10 protein-coding genes and 1 pseudogene are annotated in these 20,062 nt (G+C 69.9%); 3 read left to right on the top strand and 8 right to left on the bottom strand.

Annotated features, from left to right (window positions below; all coding sequences use genetic code 11):
* Positions 1-108: 108 nt before the first annotated feature.
* The 3 genes from A6A25_RS40930 to A6A25_RS40940 all read right to left on the bottom strand — a co-directional run bounded on the left by A6A25_RS40930 (position 109) and on the right by A6A25_RS40940 (position 1,979).
* Entirely contained in the window at positions 109-417 is a 309-nt protein-coding gene (locus tag A6A25_RS40930) for a hypothetical protein (protein ID WP_073899867.1), read from the bottom strand.
* 48 nt (positions 418-465) lie between these two features.
* Positions 466-1,167 carry a MerR family transcriptional regulator gene (locus A6A25_RS40935; protein WP_073899869.1) on the bottom strand — a complete coding sequence of 234 codons (702 nt, stop codon included), beginning with the start codon at positions 1,165-1,167 and terminating at the stop codon, positions 466-468.
* An 86-nt stretch (positions 1,168-1,253) separates the two neighbouring features.
* On the bottom strand, positions 1,254-1,979 hold the full coding sequence (locus A6A25_RS40940; RefSeq protein ID WP_158073909.1) for a class I SAM-dependent methyltransferase: 726 nt from the start codon (positions 1,977-1,979) through the stop codon (positions 1,254-1,256).
* Between the two features lie 673 nt (positions 1,980-2,652).
* Between A6A25_RS40940 and A6A25_RS40945 the strand changes: the two genes are divergently transcribed.
* Complete coding sequence (locus tag A6A25_RS40945; RefSeq protein ID WP_143193736.1) at positions 2,653-4,008, top strand: APC family permease; 1,356 nt, start codon at positions 2,653-2,655, stop codon at positions 4,006-4,008.
* 59 nt (positions 4,009-4,067) lie between these two features.
* Here A6A25_RS40945 and A6A25_RS40950 read toward each other — a convergent pair whose 3' ends face one another.
* Both A6A25_RS40950 and A6A25_RS40955 read right to left on the bottom strand, forming a co-directional pair.
* Entirely contained in the window at positions 4,068-4,484 is a 417-nt protein-coding gene (locus tag A6A25_RS40950) for a MerR family transcriptional regulator (RefSeq protein ID WP_198933048.1), read from the bottom strand.
* Between the two features lie 101 nt (positions 4,485-4,585).
* A complete protein-coding gene (locus tag A6A25_RS40955; protein WP_158073910.1) occupies positions 4,586-5,023 on the bottom strand; it encodes a MerR family transcriptional regulator in 438 nt (145 codons plus the stop codon).
* Positions 5,024-5,242: 219 nt separating this feature from the next.
* Here A6A25_RS40955 and A6A25_RS40960 point away from each other — a divergent pair.
* Positions 5,243-5,563, top strand: a pseudogene (locus A6A25_RS40960) (YnfA family protein); the annotation flags it as partial.
* An 85-nt stretch (positions 5,564-5,648) separates the two neighbouring features.
* On the opposite strand, the gene A6A25_RS40965 reads toward A6A25_RS40960, so the two are convergent.
* The 3 genes from A6A25_RS40965 to fdxA form a co-directional block, all read right to left on the bottom strand.
* Entirely contained in the window at positions 5,649-12,839 is a 7,191-nt protein-coding gene (locus A6A25_RS40965; protein WP_073899879.1) for a type I polyketide synthase, read from the bottom strand.
* The gene (locus A6A25_RS40970; protein ID WP_073899881.1) at positions 12,836-16,999 is read right to left on the bottom strand and encodes a non-ribosomal peptide synthetase; all 4,164 of its coding nucleotides are present in this window, start codon (positions 16,997-16,999) and stop codon (positions 12,836-12,838) included. Before A6A25_RS40970 ends, A6A25_RS40965 begins: the two co-directional genes overlap by 4 nt.
* Before the next feature lie 74 nt (positions 17,000-17,073).
* Positions 17,074-17,400 carry a ferredoxin gene (gene fdxA, locus A6A25_RS40975; protein ID WP_073899883.1) on the bottom strand — a complete coding sequence of 109 codons (327 nt, stop codon included), beginning with the start codon at positions 17,398-17,400 and terminating at the stop codon, positions 17,074-17,076.
* 158 nt (positions 17,401-17,558) lie between these two features.
* On the opposite strand from fdxA, the gene A6A25_RS40980 reads away from it, so the two are divergent.
* A complete protein-coding gene (locus A6A25_RS40980) occupies positions 17,559-20,024 on the top strand; it encodes a heavy metal translocating P-type ATPase (protein WP_143193737.1) in 2,466 nt (821 codons plus the stop codon).
* Positions 20,025-20,062: the final 38 nt, after the last annotated feature.

Raw genomic sequence — 20,062 nt, forward strand, 5'->3', positions numbered from 1 at the left:
CGAGTACATCGACGTGGACGTCGAGGGCCCCTACAAGCCCGAGCACTACAGGTACTAGCGACGAGGTCGACGGCGAGGTCGGGCCATCACGGTCGACCTCGCCGTCGATCACTCACCGGGTTTGTGATCGACCAGGCCCGACAACGGTGTCCAGTCGGGAGAAGCGGCCGGACCGTCGTGCTCGTCCGCGACCGCTTCGAGCAGCGCTTGGCGGATGATCTCCAGGCCGGGCGGCTTCGACTCGACTTCGACCAGCTTGGCCGCCGTGCGCTCAGGGAGTCCGGGTCCTCGCGTCCGGCCGGTGCCGACCTCCAGCAGCGCCCGGATCTCTTCGAGGCGGACCCGCTCGTAGTAGCGCAGCGTCTGCAGGTTCACCCCCGCCTCTTCTGCGACTCGACCGGTGCGCAGGTACGTCACCCGGGCCTTCTCGTGCGATTCCTGGTCGTCCGCGCTGAGGTCTCAACGTTAAGCCTGTACTCCGGTACCGGGTGCAAGACCGCCGATCGGGCTGTCCTCCGCAGCCGGCGTCCGATCTTCCGACAGATCCGAGATCAACCGCCGAGTGACCTCCGCGACGGCGACTTCGAGCACGGTGGCACGGCCGGTGCAATGCAGCAGGATGGCCGCCGGTTGTTGGCACGCGGACTCGTGTGCCACGAGTTCGGCGAGGACGGCGAGCAGTGCCGGGCTGCTCGGGAACGTGAGAGTGATCAGGTCGTCGCCGTGCCGGCGCGTGTGCGGCAGCGACAGCGCGCGTGCCCAGTGCTCCCGGCAGGTGGGTTCGACTGCCGCGGTGTCCGTCCCGCCGTGCGATCGGACCGCCCACAAGCTGGTCGTGAGCTGTGCGGAGAACGCGGACAGCTCCGCCACGCGTTCGTTGACCTCGGCGATCCTCGTGCGCAGAGTGCCCAGGACCCGGTCGAGCTCCACGGTGATCGAGTCGTCGTCACAGCTGTGGATCAGCTCACGGATCTCGTCGAGCGTCAGGCCCATGTGCTTGCCACGGGCGATGAACCGCAGCCGGTCGACATCGCTGTCGCTGTAGACGCGGTGGCCGCTCGACGTCCGGGACGCGGCCGGAAGCAGCCCCGTGCTCTCGTAGAACCGGATCGTGGCCGGGGTGAAGCCGGTGATCTCGGCGAGCCTGGTGATGCGGATCTTCGACACGGTGCCTCGACGCGTCCTTGGTCGAAGGTCTGGGGTGCGGTGCGGCGGGCCGCCCCGTGGGACGGCCCGCCGCGATGCGGGTCAGCTCAGCAGTCGCAGTCCGCGTCCGCGTGCGTGTGGCCGTTGGTGGCGGCCGACACGGACAGCGAATTGGTGGTGGTCGGACGGACCGCACGGCCGATGACCATGGCCTCGATGAACTCCCACGCGCCCGGCATCTTCGTCTCCTGGAGATCCGCGATCTCCAACGACGAGTTCTGCAACGTCTGCACCGTCGGACGGTTGCAGTGGCACTCGTTGCCGAACCAGTACCAACCCTTCTGGATGATGTCCTGCTTCCGCGCCACCTTCGGGTCGCTGTTGCGGACGTGCTCCAGGAACAAATACTGCCCACCCGGCTTCAACACCCGCTCGATCTCCCGCAACGCCGGCTGCGGATCCGGCACCGTGCACAGGATCATCGCCGCCGCGACGGTGTCGAAGTAACCGTCGGGGTAGGGCAGCCTCTCCGCGCCCGCCACGACGAGCTGGATGCGCCGCGGGTAGTTGCGAGTCTTCTCCTCCAGCTTGGCCACCATGTGCGGGTACGGCTCGGTCAGGATCAACTCGTCCACCGCGTCCGGGTAGTGCGGCAAGTTCAGACCTGTGCCCGTGCCCAACTCGATCGTCCGGCCATAGGCGGGCTTCAGGAACTCCGCACGCTTCTCCGAAAGACCGTAGCCCTCCACCTTCGCCAGGAACTTGTCGTACATCCCGGCGAAGACGTACTTCCCCCACGTGGCGTCGTAGGCCTTCTTCAGAAGGTTTGCCATGGCCAGCCTGCCCTCCAAGCTGTCGAAGAGGCGCACTCCCCCAGTAGCTGGGCGCGCGTGTTCGCGTCCGTTCATCACGAACGGATCTGTCCGATGTGGTTCGCCGTGGGCGCTTCCACGGGAGGTCCGCAGAATCGTCCACCTGAGGCTGTGCCGGTTCCGGGTCGCGACGGGAACCGGTCGAGTCGTTCCGAGTTCATCCGGGGTCGCTTGCTGGTCGTAGTTTCGTAGTTGAACCTGGCTTCAAGTCAACCCCCGCCGCAGGGCCGTGCTCGGGGACGAGCGGTGCACCAGGGCTTCACCCTGGTGGAGCAACACGGCCTCACGATCGACGCGCTTCGGCTACAGAACCATTACAAGTGCGGCCGAATAAGTGAGTCCTGTGCCACAACATTGCGGCGAGCGAGGGTTCGTCCTACGTTCGCACTCGACCGGAACCAGTCGCGGGTTTCGGCCACTGTGGACGTCCACGTCGTGTGCACGACGGTGATGGCAAGTCGCAACCGTGGGACATCCGGGGTCCCTGACGGCCGTCGATCGGCCCGCTTTGCCGCGCCCGCCACAAGGAGGTCCCGTGTCTCGAGCACACGAAGGTTCGTTAACCGCCCGCTCCACCATCGAGCGCCCACGAAGTGGGAGCAACGTCGACGACGCGGTGTTCCCGGGCCGGAGCATGCTTCCCGTAACAGCGTCGTGGTGGACGTCGATCCTGGTCGCCGTCGGAGCGTCGCTCATGATCGCCGTGTCCATGGCCGAGATGGCCGCGGAGATCGGCAACGCGTCCATCTGGGTCTGGATCGCGACGGCGGTCGTCGGCGCCCTGCAGTGCCTGCTGATCGCCGAGCTGGCGTCGAGGTTCACCGGCCGCGCGGGCGGTACGGCGCAGTTCGCCTACCGAGCCACCGCCAAGGGGTCGCCCACGCTGGGGGCGCTGTCGTCGTGGGCGTACTGGTTCGCCTGGACACCCGGCATCGCGGTCAACCTGATCCTGGCCGCCACCTACCTCAAGTCGTTGTTCTGGCCCAGCGGCAACGTCATCCTCTTGGCGGTGCTCATCGGCATCGCCCTGTACTTCGTCACCGCACTCGGGTTGCGCTTGTCCACGATGGTCAACGCGGCGCTGGCCGTGGTCGCTCTCGGAGTGGTGTCTGTTGTGGTCTTGACACCGGTGTTCCACCCGGAATCCTTCGACGTGGCCCGGATCCTGCCCACGCAGCTCCCTGACGATGCGCCGACCGACGGCTGGGGCGTGGTCGGCATCATCCTGAAGTGGACGTTCATCGCGACCTGGGCCGCCTATGCGGCGGAGATGGCGTCGACGGTGTGCGCGGAGATCAAGCGGCCCGAGCGGTACATGAAGCGGGTCATGTCGATCTCGGCGGTCATCGCGATCACCGCCTTCACGCTCGTGCCGATCTCGATGTTCGGTGTCGTCGGCGTCGAAGGTCTGCAGCGCGACCCGTTCACGGTCTTCGCCGAGATCGGCGGGATCACGCTCGGCCCGGCCGGCGAGTACGTCGTCGGGCTCGGCCTGGCCGCCGTCCTGGTGCTGGGCGCCGAGATCTTCATCATCGGCTCGTCGCGGACCATCCACCAGATGGCGCAGGACGGCCACCTGCCGAAGGTGTTCGGCCGGACGAACAAGCGGGGTGCTCCGGTCGGCTCCATCGCGTTCGACGCGGTGGTCATCATCATCATGCTGGTGGTCTTCGGCACCCGGGTGGTGAGCGTGGTGGCCGCGGCCACCTTCGGCTACCTGGTGGTGTTCGTCCTGCTGCCGATCGCCTACCTGACGCTGCGCCGCTTCCGGCGTGACGACGACGAGGGCTTCCAGCTGGGCAAGGCCTTCGTCGGGGTGGCCGTGGCGTTGTTCGTCTTCAACACCGTGCTGCTGGTGTTCGGCGGTCTCCAGTGGGGTGTCGACGTCATCATCGTCGGCTTGGGCGTGACGCTGGCGGTCATCCCGATCTCGTACTTCACCCGCAAGTCACGGGCCAGGGCGGCGGCACGCGCCGGCGCTTCGAGCTGACACCACGTCAGGGGCGCTCCGACCGGGTTCGGTCGGAGCGCCCCTGACGTGTGTTCGGGTCAGCCGGCGATCCGGACCGGTGGCCGCCACACGCCCGGCTCGGGGTTCGGGCAGTCGGTGCTGGGAAGTTGGCCGACCATCGCCGAGAGCTCACTCTTGAGCGCCTGGAGGCGCTTCATCTCGTTGTCGATCTCCTCCATGCGATCCCGCAGGAGGACCGCGGCATCGCCACAGGGGCACGTCCCGGTGTCACGGATCGACAGCAGGTCGTTGATCTCACGCAACCGGAGGCCCAGCCGTTGCGCTCCCTGGATGAACTGGAGCCGGTCGACGGCGTCCTCACCGTACCGTCGGTAACCGGCCTTGGTGCGCGGCGGTTTCGGCAGGAGGCCGACGCGTTCGTAATACCGAATGCTGTCACTCGGAACCCCGGTGCGCCGGGACAAGCCCGCAACCGTCATTTGCCCAGATTCCATACCCTGATCCTACTCCACCTCACCGCTCGTGACGATCGTGCGAAAGCGCAAGATCGGCTATCCCATTGTTCGAACGGTTCTGCCGACCTGTGCCCACTCGATCAGACCTGGGCGGCGGCCCAGGACCGACGCTTCTCGGTGAGATCCAAGCGGCGATGTGGCGCCGCGATGGCCAACCGTCCGCGCGGCCCCATCTCGGGGCAGCTCGCCAATCGGTCGCACGTGCAGCCGAGTGCCGAATCGAGCGTGACGAGAACCTCGCGCAACACCTCCATCTGCCGTTCGACATCGGTCCGACGCCTGGCCGCCCACTCCTTCCAGGCCGACTCGTCACCACCGTCGAGCAGGCAGGCGATCTCGGTCAGGCTGAAGCCGACCGCCTGGCAGACCTTGATCACCGAAAGCCGGTGCAGGACCTCGCGCGAGTAGTGACGCCTGCCCCGGACCTTCACCACCGGGCCGATGAGCCCACAGCGTTCGTAGTAGCGCAGCGCCGAGGCGGCCAGCCCGGATTCCTTGGCGACTTTGTCGATCGACAACAAGTCCTCAGCCAAAATGTCCCCCAGACATGCAGCCAACTGGAATGAGATTACCCGTCCGACCAGGGTCGATCCAGCCCACCGGCGGCGTATTGCCCGGTCACGATTGGGACGAACGAGTGAACTCGGCCCCCTTATGGAGCATGACACAAGTCACGCTCGACCTCTCGAATACTGGGCGTGTCCGATCGTCACTTAAGCGTGACCTATCATGGCGCCATGCCCATCAAGACCGTGGTCCTGTTCGCGCTGGCCGCGCTCGCCGAGATCGGTGGGACGTGGCTGATCTGGCAGGGCTTGCGGGAGCACCGCGGCCTGCTGTGGTTGGCGGGCGGCGTGGTGGTCCTCGGCTTCTACGGTTTCGTGGCCGCGCTGCAACCGGACTCGAACTTCGGCCGCGTCCTCGCGGCCTACGGGGGCGTCTTCATCATCGGCGCGCTGATCTGGGGCGTGGTGGTGGACAAGTTCCGCCCGGACCGCTGGGACCTGATCGGAGTGGGCATCTGCCTCGTCGGCGTGCTCGTGATCATGTTCGGCCCTGATCGGCCGGTGGCGGATGCCCACGAGGCCGAGCCCCCGTCCGCCGCGGCGGACTGCCTCGTGGACACCTGCCACCACTAGCCGATCACAATCGGACGACCTCCAGGTCGTCGGAGTCGGGCATTTCCTCCTCGCGCACCACGGCCTTCAGCGCGATCTGCTTGCACAGGTCTTTCACGATGTCCCGGACGGTGCTGCCGTCGAAGAGCGCCTCGCCCGGTAGCGCGACGGACAAGCCGGTGAGCAACCGGTCACGCAATCGCACTCCCATCAGGGAATCCAAGCCGAGGTTGGTCAGTTTCGTATCGGCGAACCTCGCGCGCAATTCCTCCCGGTCGACGGCGCTCAAGCCCAGCAAGACCGACGTTTCCCGCAGCAGGAGGTCGGTGACCTGGGCTTCCGCGCTCTCGGGATCGGTGAGGACCAACTCGCTCACGTCCGGTGCTGCCGGAGCCTGCTGCACGGTGCTCGGCGCGAAGTCCGACAGCAGTGTGTTGTCGGCCGATCCGCCGTTCACGGCGAGGTAGCGGTCCCAGTCGACCTTGGCGAGACCGAGCTGGGTGTGCCCGCCGCCGAGCACCGCCGACAGCACGGACGCGCCTTCATCGTCGCTGATGCCGTGCAGACCGCCGCGGGCGAGCTTGTCGGCCAGCCCTTCCCCGGTCGCCAGGCCGCCGTCCGACCACGGCCCCCAGTTGACGCTGGTGCCGCGCATCCCCCGCACCTGCCGCACCTCCGCCAAGGCGTCGAGGAAGGTGTTGGCCACGACGTAGTTCGCCTGTCCGGCCGACCCGATGAGCGAGGCGAACGACGAGAACATCACGAACAGGTCCAGCTGTTCGCCGCCCGTGAGGCGGTGCAGGTTCCAGGCGCCGCGAGCCTTGGCCGCCAGGACGTGCTCGAACCGGGACCAGTCGAGGTCGGCGAACGCTCCGTCGTCGGTGGTGCCCGCGGCGTGGACGACGCCCCGCAGCGGCGGCATGGTCTCGGAGATCCTGGCCAGGGCGTTGTGCAGGTCGCTCTCGTCGGTGACGTCGGCGGTCAGCAGCACCACCGTCGCCCGCTGGCGGAGTTCGACAACCCAGTCCGGGTCCGGTTCGGGTCGGTGCCTGCCCACGAGCGCGATGTGCCGCGCACCGCGGTCGACCAGGTGCCGAGCGGTGACGCGACCGAGCGCACCCCACCCACCGGTGATCATGAACGTGCCGTCCGCGCGGAGCTTGAAGTCGACTTCGTCCGGCTCGGTGGCGCGCAACCTGGCCTGGAGCCACTCGCCGTCGCGCGACGCGAGCCTGCCCGAGCCGCCCAGCCCGACGGCCCTCGTCACCACGTCGGCCGGCTCACCGGCCCCGTCGTGGTCGACGTGGACCACCGGCAGGTCGGGGTACTCGGCGGTCAAGGCGGCGGCGACACCGGCGAGTGCGGCCCGCGCCACGCGTGGCACGTCACCGGGCGTGCCGGCGGCGTTCTCGGTGCACAGGGCGACTGTCGGCCGCCGGGCGGCCAGACCCGGCAGGACTTCCCTGAGGGGGAGAACGGCGCAGCGCGCGGCCTCCTCGAACCCGGCCAGGTCGTCGTTGCGCGGTGTCGCCCCGATCACCAGGATTCCGGTGACCTCGTCGGGGACACTTCCTCCCGAGTACCCGGACGCGGCGATTCCCTTGCTGCGCAGGCGCTCTTGCCAATCCCGCGTGGTGCCTTCATCGGGACCGATGAGCAGCCAGTTGCCGTCTTGGCCCGTCGAGCGCACCTCGTCCGCCCGCACCCAGTCCACTGTGTACTGGCGCAACGGCGCGTGGATGGCGTTGCCGAGGGGACGCAGGGCGAGCCCGCGCAGTTCGGCGAGGACCGCTCCGGTGGTGGAGGTCAGCCGCACGTCGACGACGTGCTCGCCGGAGTCCTGGACGCCGCGAGACCTGACGTGGGACCACAGGTCACCGGGCAGCTCGGCGTGCACCACGACCTGTTCGACCGCGACGGGCACGAGCGGGTTGGGCAGGTCCGGGATGAAGGCCGCGGCGACGTGGAGACAGGCGTCGAGCACAACGGGGTGCAGCGTGTACGACCCGTCTTCAGGACGCCCGGTATCGACGCTGATCCGCCCTACGGCCTCGTCATGCCCGAGCCACAGCTGCCGAACCCCGCGGAACGCGGGCCCGTAGGCCATGCCCGCCGTGGCGAAGCGCGAGTACAGGGCGTCGGGGTCCTGGCGCACCAGCTCCCACGCCAGTTCCTCCGCCGGCCGCCCCGGCTCGGGCGCGACCGCGCCGCGCCTCACGGCGCCTGCTCGGGCCCTGGGTGTCCAGCGATCGTCGCCGTCGTCGCGGGCGAAGCAGTCGACCGCTCCGCCGGCCGGGTCCACGACTGCCTGCACGGCTGCGGTTCGACCGGGTTCGAGGGCGAGGGCGCTGGTGAACCGGACGTCGTCGAGGGTCCAGGTGTCGCCGCCGAGCACGGCCTTCGCCGCGGCGGTGATCCACTCGATCATCGCGGCGCCGGGCAGCAGGGCCACTCCCCCGATCCGGTGCTGCTCGACGAACCACGGCCGCGTCGCGCCGACCTCGGAAGCGAACCACTCGCTGGGCGCGCCGGCGATGTCGATGCGGTGCCCGAGCAACGGGTGCCCGGCCGCGGGGCGTTTCCTGGTCGTGCCGGGGGTGTACCAGTGGCGGTCCGCGCGCAGCGGGTGGCCTGGCAGCACCGCCGGGTCCACCGGACCACCGGCCGGCCGGAGCGCGAGGGTGCCGCCGGAGCTGTGCCACTCCGCCAGGGACAGCACCAGCCGGCGGTCGTCCTCGTCCTGGCGGTGACCGCTGGTCAGCCAGGTGGCGTCGGGCACGTTGCGCGGTCCGAGCGGGGACAGCACCGGTTCGGGGCTCATCTCGGCGAAGTGCCGGACGCCGAGCCCGCCGAGCGTCTTCAGGCCCTCGGCGAATCGGACGGGGTTGCGCAGTTGGTCCACCCAGTGTGTTCCGGTCAGCGGCTCGGCCGGCAGCAGGTTTCCGCTGAGCGTGGAGACGATCGGAACGCCGCCCTCGTAGTGGCGGACGTGCCGTGCGTGCTCGGCGAACGCGTCGACCACGGATTCCATGAGGGGTGAGTGGAACGCGCGGTTGACGCCCAACCTCGTCACCTTGGCGCCGCGCTGGACCCAGCGGGCGGCGAACTCCTCGGTGGCGTTCTCCGGACCGGAGATGGTGACGTCCTCCGGGCTGTTGAACGCCGCGACGGCGATGTCACCCTCGACTTCGTTCAGCAGTTCCTCGATGTGTTGCGTGCGCACGGCGTACATCGCCCCGGGCTGGGTCTCCTGCATGAGGCGGGCGCGCGACAGCACGAGACCCGCGGCGTCCTCCAAGGTGAGCACGCCGGAGATGGCCGCTGCGGCGAACTCGCCGAGGCTGTGGCCGATGAGGTAGTCGGGTTCGACGCCGAAGTCACGCCACAGCCGCGCGATGGCGTACTGGGTGGCGAACATGGCGGGTTGTCCGTACCGGGTCTGCGCCAGGTCGACCAGCTCTCCCTCCTCCCCCGCCAGCGTGGGCAGGAGGGAAACGCCGAGATCACCCCGCACGATCGCGTCGACCTCGGAGAGGGCGTCGCGGAACGCTTCGTGGCGCCGGTACAGCGGCTTGGCCATGCCGGGGCGCGCGAACCCCTGGCCGGGGAAGAGCCAGGCCAGCGGTCCGGGACCGGTGTCGGGCACCACACCGGTCAGGACGAACGCCGACGGCGTGCCGACGCGGTGCTCGCGCAGTGCTTCGGACGCTTCCTTCGCCGTGCGCGCGACGACTGTGGCGCGGTACGGGAAGCGGGTGCGGCGGTGGGCGGCGCGGCACAGCGCGGCGAAGTCGGCGCCGTGCTCGGTCCGGTCGAGCACCTCGACCACGGCATCGGTCAGTCCGGTGAGCGCACCTTCGCTCTTGGCGGACACGGGCAACATCCGCCAGGTGCTCGTGTCATCGTCGGTCGAACGGGCCGGTCGCGGTGCCTGCCGGACGATCACGTGCGCGTTGGTGCCGCTGAAGCCGAACGAACTGACGGCGGCGGCCCGGGGACCTGCCTCGTCCGACCACGGCTGCGGTCGGGTCGGGATGAGGCACCGGGTGCCGTCCAGCGTGATGTGCGGGTTGAGCTGTTCGAAGTTCAAGTGGCGCGGGACGAGGCCGTGCTCGACCGCGAGGATCGCCTTGAGCAGGCCCGCGACACCGGCGGCGGCTTCCAGGTGACCGAGGTTGGTCTTCGCCGAACCGACCCACAGCGGGTTCTTCGCCTCCGGTGCGCCGTAGACGGCGGCGATGCCGGCCAGCTCGACCGGGTCGCCGAGGCTCGTGCCGGTGCCGTGTGCCTCGACGTAGCCGATGTCGCCGGGAGCCAGGCCGGAGTCGGCCAGTGCCCGCCGCATGACCGCCTGCTGCGCCAGGGCGTTGGGCGCGGTGAGGGTGTTGCTGCGGCCGTCCTGGTTGACCGCCGAGCCCACGACCAGTGCGTGGATCCGGTCCTGGTCCCGTTCGGCGTCACGGTGGCGCTTGAGCACGACCACGCCGCAGCCCTCGCCGCGCACGTAGCCGTCGGCCGACGCGTCGAAGGTCTTGCAGCTGCCGGTCGCGGACATCATCCCGGCCTGGGAGAACGCCACCATGAGGTCGGGGTCGAGCAGCAGGTTGACGCCGCCCACGATCGCGGTGTCGCACTCGCCCCGACGCAGGCTCTCGCACGCGTTGTGCACGGCCACCAGCGAGGAGGAGCAGGCGGTGTCGATCGACGCGCTGGGCCCGGTGAGGTCGAGGAAGTAGGAGATGCGGCCTGCCGCGACGCTCAGCGAAGTCCCGGTACCGGTGTAGGCACCCGGTTCGACGTGGTCGCGGACCATGAGCCGGCCGTAGTCGGTGGTGCTGATGCCGACGAAGACGCCGACGTTGGCGCCCGCGATCGCATCAGCCGGGACACCGGCGTCTTCGAGCGCGCGCCACGTGGTGGTGAGCAGCAGTCGCTGCTGGGGATCCATCGCCGCGGCCTCCTCGGCGGAGACGCCGAAGAACCGCGCGTCGAACCCGGCGACGTCGGGCAGGAACCCGCCCCACTTGGTGGTGCTGTGCCCCGGGACCGGTGTGCCTTCGCGGTACCACGAGTCGGTGGACCAGCGGTCGGCCGGCACCTCGGTCACCGCGTCGCGTCCCTCGACCAACAGCGACCAGTACTCACGGACGGAGTCCGCGCCGGGGAACGCGCACGCCATGCCGACCACGGCGATGGGCTCTGTCGGCGCGACCGGTTCGGCAAGGGCCGGCGTCTCGACGCCCGTGGTGAGGGCGACGGCCAGGCGGAGGATCGTCGGGTTGCCGTAGAGGGTCGCGGGATCGACGGGCCGGCCGAGCCACGCGGCGAGGTCGCCGCTGAGACCGAGGGCCTGGGCCGAATCCAGGCCAAGGCTGCCGAACGTCGCGTCGACCGGGACGTCGGCGGGCACGAGGCCGGTCTTGGTCCCGACGCGGGCCCGCAGCCACTCCACGACGGAGGCGGTGTCGCGTTCCTCGGCGGTTTCGGTGGGCGCGTCGGTGGTCACCGGGCCGGAGACGTACTCGACCTTGAGCTCCCCGCGCAGGTACGCCTGCTTGGTGAACTGCCTGCGGACCTTGCCGCTGGTCGTCACGGGGAGCGACGCGGGCCGGATGAACACGACGGTGTCGATGGCCACGTCGTGTTCCTCGGTGACCGCGCCGCGTACCTTGCGGGCGACCTCGGCCAGGTCGTGCTTGCCGCGTTCGGTGCGCTTGATCTCCTGGACGACGACCAGGCGCTCCTCCCCGTCGACGTCGACGGAGAACGCCACGCCGAGGCCTCGGTTGAGCGCCGGGTGGGCGTCGGTCATCGTCAGCTCGATGTCCTGCGGGTGGTGGTTGCGCCCGCGGATGATGATCAGATCCTTACGGCGGCTGGTGATGTAGACCTCGCGGTCGATCAGCGTGCCGAGGTCACCGCTGCGCAGGTACGGACCGGTGCCGTCGGCCAGGTGAGCGCCGAAGGTCTCCGCGGTGTCGTCCGGGCGGTTCCAGTAGCCGGCCGCGACCGTGCGACCGCTCAGCCAGATCTCACCCTCACGGCCCTCCGGCAACGGCTCGCGGGTCTCGGGGTCGACCACGACCACCTCGGTGTCGCCGAGGGACGGGCCGTTGCTGAGCAGGCGCTGACGACGTGGTCCCGGCGTGCCGGCCGGCACCACGTCGACCCGACCGCGCGCGAAGCCCTCGACGTCGACCTCGACGACCCTGACGCCGTTGCGAGGTGGGTGCGTAGCGACCGCGAGCGTCGACTCGGCCATGCCGTAGGCCGTGCGGAACGCGTCGGGCCGGAACCCGCAGGAGGCGAACGCCTCGGCGAACCGGTCGATGGTGTCGGCGCGGATCGGCTCCGCGCCCAGCGCGAGCACCCGCCAGGAACTGAGGTCCAGCGCCGCCTTCTCTTCCTCGGTGACGCGCTCGCAGCACAGGTCCAAGGGGAAGTTCGGGCTGAACGACACCGTCGCGCGGTACTTGCTGACCGCGGCGAGCCAGCGCAGCGGCCGCTGCACGAACACCGGCGGCGGGATCATCACCGTGGTGGCGCCGAGCAGCAGCGGCATGAACAGCCCGGCGATCAGGCCGAAGTCGTGGAAGAGCGGCAGCCACGTGACGACGACTTCCCGGGCGTCCATGCCGAGGCCCGTGCTGAACAGCGCGGGCTGGTAGACGATGTTGTCGTGGGTGACCACCACGCCGCGGGGCCGACTGGTGGACCCGGAGGTGTACTGCAGGTAGGCCACGTCGTCCGGGCTGGTCGCGGGCGGGATCCACTCGAAGGCGGCGCGGTCGGCGACGTCGTCGACCGACCAGAGGCCGCAGCCGTACTCCTCCGGCAGGTGCGCCATCGGCCCGTCGCTGGAGGAGACGATCGCCAGCGCGGGTCGGCAGTCCTCCACGACGTGGTCGACGCGTTCGCGGTGGGTGCTCTTGGTCGGCGGGTTGAGCGGCACGGGCACGGCACCGGCGTAGAGGCAGGCCAGGATGCTGACGACGTACTCGACGCTGGTCGGCAGCAGGATGATCACCCGCTCGCCGGGCAGGCCCGCGTGCTGCATCCGGGCGGCGAGCTCTCGGACACGGGCGTCGAGTTCGGCGTAGGTGAGCCGGGTGTGCTCGGTCTCGCCGTCGGCGAGCACGATCAGCGCGATGTCGTCGGCGCGCTTGACGGCGTGATCACGCAGCACGTCGACCAGCAGGGGGAAGTCGCGACTCACGATCGTGCCTCCAGCACTTGTTCGAGGTGGTCGCGCACCGCGGCCGCGACGGGGATGACGTGCTGGTCGGTCAGCAGCGTGTAGTGGGTGCCGGGCAGGGCCACCCCGGTCGCGGTGCCCGTGGTGAGGGTGCGCCAACCCCAGTCGGCGTCGGCGGCGTTCGGGTGGTCCGCGAACTCGCTCACGGCGCCGTCGGCGGCTCGGACGACCAGCACGTCGGCGCCGATGACGGTGGGCTTGTGGCGTCGACAGGCCCGCACCACACCGGTGAACACCGCGTAGGTGTGGCGCAGGTGCGCCTCGTCCACCGCGACCGCCCGGCCGGTGCGGTGTTCGAGCAGCTCCAGACCCGCGCCCAGGCGATCGTGCTCGGCGACGGCGAGCAGCGCGGCGCGTTCGTCCGCGGTCGCGTCCTCGGCGCGGAAGCCCATGTCGAGGTCTTCGAGGAACCACAGCAGCATCGACACCTGGTCGACTTCGGGTGCCGGCACCGGAGCGGGCGAGTCGAACACGAACAGGCGGGTCACGCGGTCGCCGCCCAGTTCCAGCTCGTGCGCGACGTGGGCCGCGATGACCGCGCCGGACGACCAGCCGCCGAGCACGTACGGCCCGTGCGGCTGCACGCGGCGGATCTCCTCGACGTAGCGGACCGCGAAGTCCTCGACCTCGGCGGGTACCTCCTGGCCGGAGTCCGGCCCGGGAGCCTGCAAGGCGTACCAGTCGGCGTCGACCGACTCGGCCAGCGGCCGGTAGGCCAGCACGCTGCCGCCGGCCGGGTGGACCAGGAAGACCCTGGGCTTGCCGGGGTTCTCACGCAGCGGGACCAGCGTCGACCAGGCTCGCGCCTGGCTCAGGTGCTCGCACAGAGCCGCGACGGTGCGCCCGGACAGCAGCGCGCCCAGCGACAGGCGCTTGCCGAGCTGCCGGGAGATCTGGCTGATCACCCGAAGTCCGGCGAAGGACTGGCCGCCCAGTTCGAAGAAGTCGTCGAGCACGCCGACCCGCGGCACTTCGAGCACCGCGGCCCAGATGGCGGCGACCTCGGCTTCGAGGTCGGTGCGTGGCGCGACGTACTCCCGGGTCGGCTCGCCGTCCACGGGGGCCAGCGCGTCGAGAGCGCGCCGGTCGACCTTGCCGTTGGAGGTCAGCGGCAGCCGGTCGAGCACGGTCACGTTGGCGGGCACCATGTACCGGGGCAGCCGGTCGGCGAGGAACTCGCGCACCTGTTGGCCGTCGACCCCGGTCGCGGCGGCGAAGCCGACGAGCTGGCGGCCGGCGACCGTGTCGCGGACCGTGACCAGTGCCCTGGACACCGCCGGGTGCTGCGCGAGGACGTGCTCGATCTCGCCCAGTTCGACCCGGAAGCCCTGGATCTTGACCTGGAAGTCGGCCCGGCCGAGGAACTCGATCGTGCCGTCGGGCAGGTAGCGGCCGAGGTCGCCGGTCCGGTAGAGCCGCTCGCCGGTCCTCGGGTGGGTGACGAAAGCGGCGTCGGTGCGCTCCTGGTCGTTGAAGTAGCCGACGGCCACGCCGACGCCACCGATGTGCAGGTGGCCGGGCACCCAGGTCGGCGCGTCGGCGCCGGTCTCGTCCAGCACGTGCCAGGTCTGCCCGCCCAAGGGCTTGCCGTAGGGGATGCTGGTCCAGGCCGCGTCGACCGCGTCGACGGGGTGGTAGATCGACCAGATCGACGCCTCCGTCGCGCCGCCCAGGCTGATGACGCGGGCGTTCGGCGCGACGCGGCGGATGCGGTCGGGCAGGTCGACCGGGATCCAGTCGCCGCTGAGCATGACCACCCGCAGTGACGGCAGGCCCAGACCGGTCGCCTCGGCCTCCTCGACGGCCAACTGCATGAGCGCCGGCACCGAGTTCCAGACCGTGACACCAGCCGACCGGATGGTGGACACCCAGGCGCGGGGGTCGTGCAGTTCCGACGGGTCGGGCAGCACAAGGGTCGCACCCGCCGCGACGGTGCCGAAGACGTCGTAGACGGACAGGTCGAAGCACAGGGAGGAGATGCCGAAGACGACGTCCGACGCACCGATGCCGAAGCGCTCGTTGATGTCGAGGATGGTGTTCAGCGGTCCGCGGTGGTCGAGGGCGGCGCCCTTGGGGGTGCCCGTGGACCCGGAGGTGTAGATCACGTAAGCGAGGTCCAGCGGGTCCCGCCGGGGTGCGGGCTCGGCGGGGACCTCGACGACCCCGGACCCGACCACGTGGACGGTCACGTCGCCCAGACCGGCGATCCGGTCGTGCAGGGCGTCGATGGTCACGACGTGCTCGGCTTCGGTCGCCTTGAGCAGGTGCGCGATCCGATCGGCGGGCCACTCGGGGTCGATGGGGACGTAGGCACCGCTCGCGGACAGCACACCCAGCACGGCCACCGATTGCCGGCACCCCTTGGGCAGCACGACCGGCACGAGCTGCCCCGGGGTCATGCCCGCGTTGCGCAGGGACGCCGCGACGTGCGTGCTCTGGTCGTGCAGCTCGCGGTAGGTGACCGTGGACGTCGGCGTGCGCACCGCGACCCGGTCGGCCGAGTCGACGGCGCGCTCGGCGAGCGCGTCGTGCAACAGGCCCTCGGGTACGTGGTGCGGCAGCTCGTTGAGCGCTCGCCGAGCGGCGAGGTCGTGGCCGGGGACGAGGTCGAAGGCGGTGCGCTGCCACCAGGTGTCGTCATTGGCCAGGCCGACGACGAGCCGGTGGAACGCGTCGAGCATCGAATCGATCACGCCGTCGGGGAACATGGACTCGATGACGTCCCAGGCGATCCACATCGTGCCGTCGTCCTGCTCCCAGAACTGGCAGTCGAGCAGCACCTGCGGTGTTTCGAGGGTGGAGTAGGTCGGCCGGTCGAACTTGCCCATGAACAGGCCGCTGCTGATGACGAAGGGGCACGCGGCACGGCCTGGCGTGCGGCGGTGCTGGTTGAGCGCTTGGAGCACCTGCACGCCGCTCCAGTGGGTGTGCTGCATGTCCTGCAGCACCTGGGCGCGCAGCCGCCGTGCCTTGAGCTCGAAGGTCTCGTCACCTCGCCAGTCGACCTCCAGCGGGTACAGGGAGGCGAAGTTGCCCATGACCTCGCCGATCTGCGGGTGCAGCGGCAGGCGGTGCGTGACCATGTTGTTGAGCAGGAAGTGCTTCGTGCCGCTCCACGTGGCGACGACCTCGGCGTAGGCCGCGTACATCACGTTGCTGTCGGTCAGGCCGTGGGCTCGGGCCCGCCGCTTGAGGGCGGTCCACTGCTCGGCGGACAGCACGAGCTCACGCCGGTTCAGCTCCGACCTGCCCTGGGCCTGGCTGCCGGTGACCAGGGGGATCGACGGTGCGTCGGGCCACTCCGGGATGCGGTCCCGCCAGTACTTCTCCGACTCGTGGCCGAGAGGTGACCGCTCGATCTCCGAGAGCGTGACGACGCAGTCGCGGAAGCTGATCTCCAGCTCCGGCAGCACGAGTCCCGGGTTGCGGTAGAGCCCGAACACGGCGTCGAGGAAGCGGCTGGTGCCCATGCCGTCGCTGAAGAAGTTGTTGTTGTTGTAGTGGATGCGAGCGTCACGCTCGCCGTGCAGGCTGATCTGGATGTCCAGCCACGGCCACCGGTCCAGCGGCAGTTGCCGGCGGCGGACTCCCTCGCGGATGCGCAGCAGCTCACGCCCTGCCTGCTCCGCGGACAGTCCCCGGAAGTCGTGGACCACCGGCTTCAACGGCACGAAGTCGGGAATGCGACGGAGCCTCATGTCCTCGGTGACCGCGACCAGGTTGTCCCGCTGCCGCAGCAGGTTGCGGTTCACCGCGTCGACGAACCGCTCCACGTCGAGGTCGACCAGGTCGAACTCCATGTACTGGTGCGGCCGGACGTGGTACTCCAACCCTTCGGCGGCGCCCACCAGGAACGAGGTCTGCAGGTCGGACAGCGGGAACGGCTCGTCGGCCGCCGCCGGGTCCGGCACGACCTGCGGCAGGGCGTGCGCGGTGCGCGCGGCTCCGGACAGCCAGCGGATGATCGCCGGCTTGTCGGCGACGATGCGGTCGCGCAGGTGAGCCGACAGCGCACCCCGCGGCGCGCTGACCTCGAGCTCGTTGTTGCCGACGAGCCGGACCCTGATCTCCGTGCGTGCCAGTTCGCCGAGGATGGGCGGCATGGGATCGATGGTGGTCATGGTGTCCCCTCGTCTTCCGGGTACGTGTCGAAGCCGCCGCGGGGGTGGACTGCCGGTCGTGCCGATGAGGTGGATCAGGCCTGGTCGCCCTGCGGGGGCAGATCCCTGATCACCTGCGGGTCGGCCGAGACCTTGCCGACCTTCGAGGCGCCACCCGGCGACCCCAGCTCCGCGAAGAAGTCGGCGTTGGCCTTGGTGTAGTGCGCCCACTGCTCCGGCACGTCGTCCTCGTAGTAGATGGCCTCGACCGGGCACACCGGCTCGCACGCGCCGCAGTCGACGCACTCGTCGGGGTGGATGTAGAGCATGCGGTCGCCTTCGTAGATGCAGTCGACGGGGCACTCCTCGATGCACGCCTTGTCCATCACGTCGACACAGGGTTCCGCGATCACGTAAGTCACCGATCTCCTCCTCACACGGTGGCAGCGGCTAGTCTCGAAGTTGAACTCGGCTTCAAGTCAAGCGGCGAAAAGTGAGGCTTGACCTTGGAGTGGGGTCCAACCTTTACCGTCGGTTGCGCTAGGTGGTCTTCCCTATGCGAACAGGCGGGTGACCTGCAGTGACCACACAACCCCTAACCAACGGGGCGGACGCTCCGGCGGAAACGGGCCTGGAGGTGCGGCGGTACCGCGTCCTCGCGGGCTGCGTCGAGTGCGCCAGCGACCTCACGCCGTTGCGCCGGGTCGAGGGCGTGCGCGACGTCAAGATGCTCTCCGCGTCCGGCGTGCTCGCGATCCAGGCACCGAAGACGCTCAGCGACACCGTGCTCCTGCGCACCGCCGCCGCCTCCGGGCTGACCCTGGAGCCGGAGAAGCCGGCGGTCGTGGACGAGGCGCCGCAGAAGAAGTCGCGCTGGTGGCTGCGTCCCGAGATGATCCTCTTGGGCATCGCCGCGCTGTTCATGGTCGGTGCCGACATCGTGACCCGGCGCGCGCCCGAGGCCACGACGCTGGCCAACACGCTGGCGATCATCTCCATCGCCTTCGGCATCATCTACCCGGGCCGCAACGCCCTGATGATGCTGCGCAACAAGCGGTTCACGATCAACGTGCTGCTGGTCGTTGCGGTCATCGGCGCGATCCCCCTCGGCAAGTTCGTCGAGGCCGCCTGCGTCGTGGTGATCTTCTCCCTGGGCATCATCCTGGAGTCCTTCGTCGCCGACCGGGCGCGCAAGTCCATCCAGAAGCTGATGGACCTGGCGCCGCGTCGAGCGGAGCGGTTCACCTTCGGCGGCGCCGTGGAGACGGTGCCGGTCGAGGAGCTGGGAGTCGGCGACCTGGTGCTGGTGCGCCCCGGCGCCCGGCTGCCCACCGACGGCGAGGTCACCCAGGGCGCCTCCTGGATCGACACCTCCGCCATCACGGGGGAGTCGATGCCGGTCGAGGTCGTGCCCGGCGAGGCCGTCTACGGCGGCACCCTCAACGGTGACGGCGCCCTGCGCGTCAAGGTCACCAAGCAGTACCAGGACACCGTCCTCGCCCGCGTCATCCGCGAGGTCGAGGAGGCGCAGCAGAACCGCGGCCGGGCGCAGCGGTTCGCCGACAAGTTCGGCGCGATCTACACGCCGGCGATGATCGGCGTGGCGGTCCTCATGGTCGTCCTCGGGCCGCTGGTGTTCGGGCTGACCTTCACCGACGCGTTCTACCGGGCCTTGGTCGTGCTGATCGTGTCCTGTTCCTGCGCGCTGGTGCTGTCCGTGCCGGTGAGCGTGGTGTCCGCGGTGGCACGCGCGGCACGTGACGGCGTGCTCATCAAGGGCGGCGCCTACCTGGAGGAACTCGGACGGCTCAAGGCGGTCGCGTTCGACAAGACCGGCACGCTGACCCTGGGCCGCCCGGCTCTGGTGGCCGTGCACACGTTGGACGGCGACCGCGACGACGAACTGCTGCGCTTGGCCGCCGCGGTCGAAGCCGCCGCGACCCACCCGATCGCCGAAGCCATCGTGCACGCCGCCCGGGACCGCGGCATCGACGTCCGCCCCGCGGACGACGTGTCGATCGTGGCAGGCAAGGGCGCCGAGGCCACCGTCGACGGCCGCCGGATCGCGGTCGGCCGCGTCGCCGACTACAGCAAGGACGCCTCGGCCGCCGCCGCGCTGGCCGAGATCGAGCAGGCGGGGGCCACCCCGGTGGCCGTCACCGCCGATGGCGCCCTGATCGGCCTGCTGGGTGTGGCGGACGAGCTGCGCCCGGAGGCCAAGGCCGCCATCGCGGAACTGCGGTCGCTCGGCGTCACGCACACCGTGATGCTCACCGGTGACCGCGAGCGCGTGGCCCGGTCGATCGCCGACCAGCTCGGTATCGAGAGCGTCCGGGCGGAGCTGATGCCCGCCGACAAGAGCGCCGAGATCACCGCCATGCGCAACGAGCGCGGCACCGTCGCCATGGTCGGCGACGGCGTCAACGACGCACCGGCCCTCGCCACGTCGAACGTCGCGGTGGTCATGGGCGCTGCGGGCACGGACGTGGCCATGGAGACCGCCGACGTCGCCCTGATGTCCGACGACCTGACCAAGCTGCCCTACACCGTGCGACTGGCGCGGCGGGCGAACCGGATCATCGCGCAGAACGTCGCGGTGTCGCTGATCGTCATCGCGGCTCTGGTCGTGGCGGCGCTGATCGGCGCGTTCAACCTGACCCAAGGTGTGCTGATCAACGAGGCGTTCGCCCTCGTGATCATCGCCAACGGCCTGCGGCTGCTGCGCGGCGGCAAGAGCGGAAAGCAGAGGACGACCGTGACAGCTCCTACCAAGGCGAGGGCCGAGCACTCGGCGACGCTGCCGAAGACCGCGTTCGAACTGCCGGTGGTCGAGTCGGTGACCGCAGGTGGCGGCTGCGGCGACGACTGCGGCTGCGGCACCAAGGCCGAGGCGCCTCAGGTCGAGGCACCCAAGCCCGCGGCGCCGAAGATCGTCCCGTTGGAGCAGCCCGTGGCCTCCGGCGGCGGCTGCGGCGACAACTGCGGCTGCGGTTCCTCCGACAAGGCGGTCCAGCAAGTCGAATTCGGTCGGCGCACCAGCGACTGACCGAGGGCAGCCGTACCCGACTGCCGCTTGGCGGCGGT

This window comes from Saccharothrix sp. CB00851, assembly GCF_001905065.1.
Classification (GTDB): Bacteria; Actinomycetota; Actinomycetes; order Mycobacteriales; family Pseudonocardiaceae; genus Actinosynnema.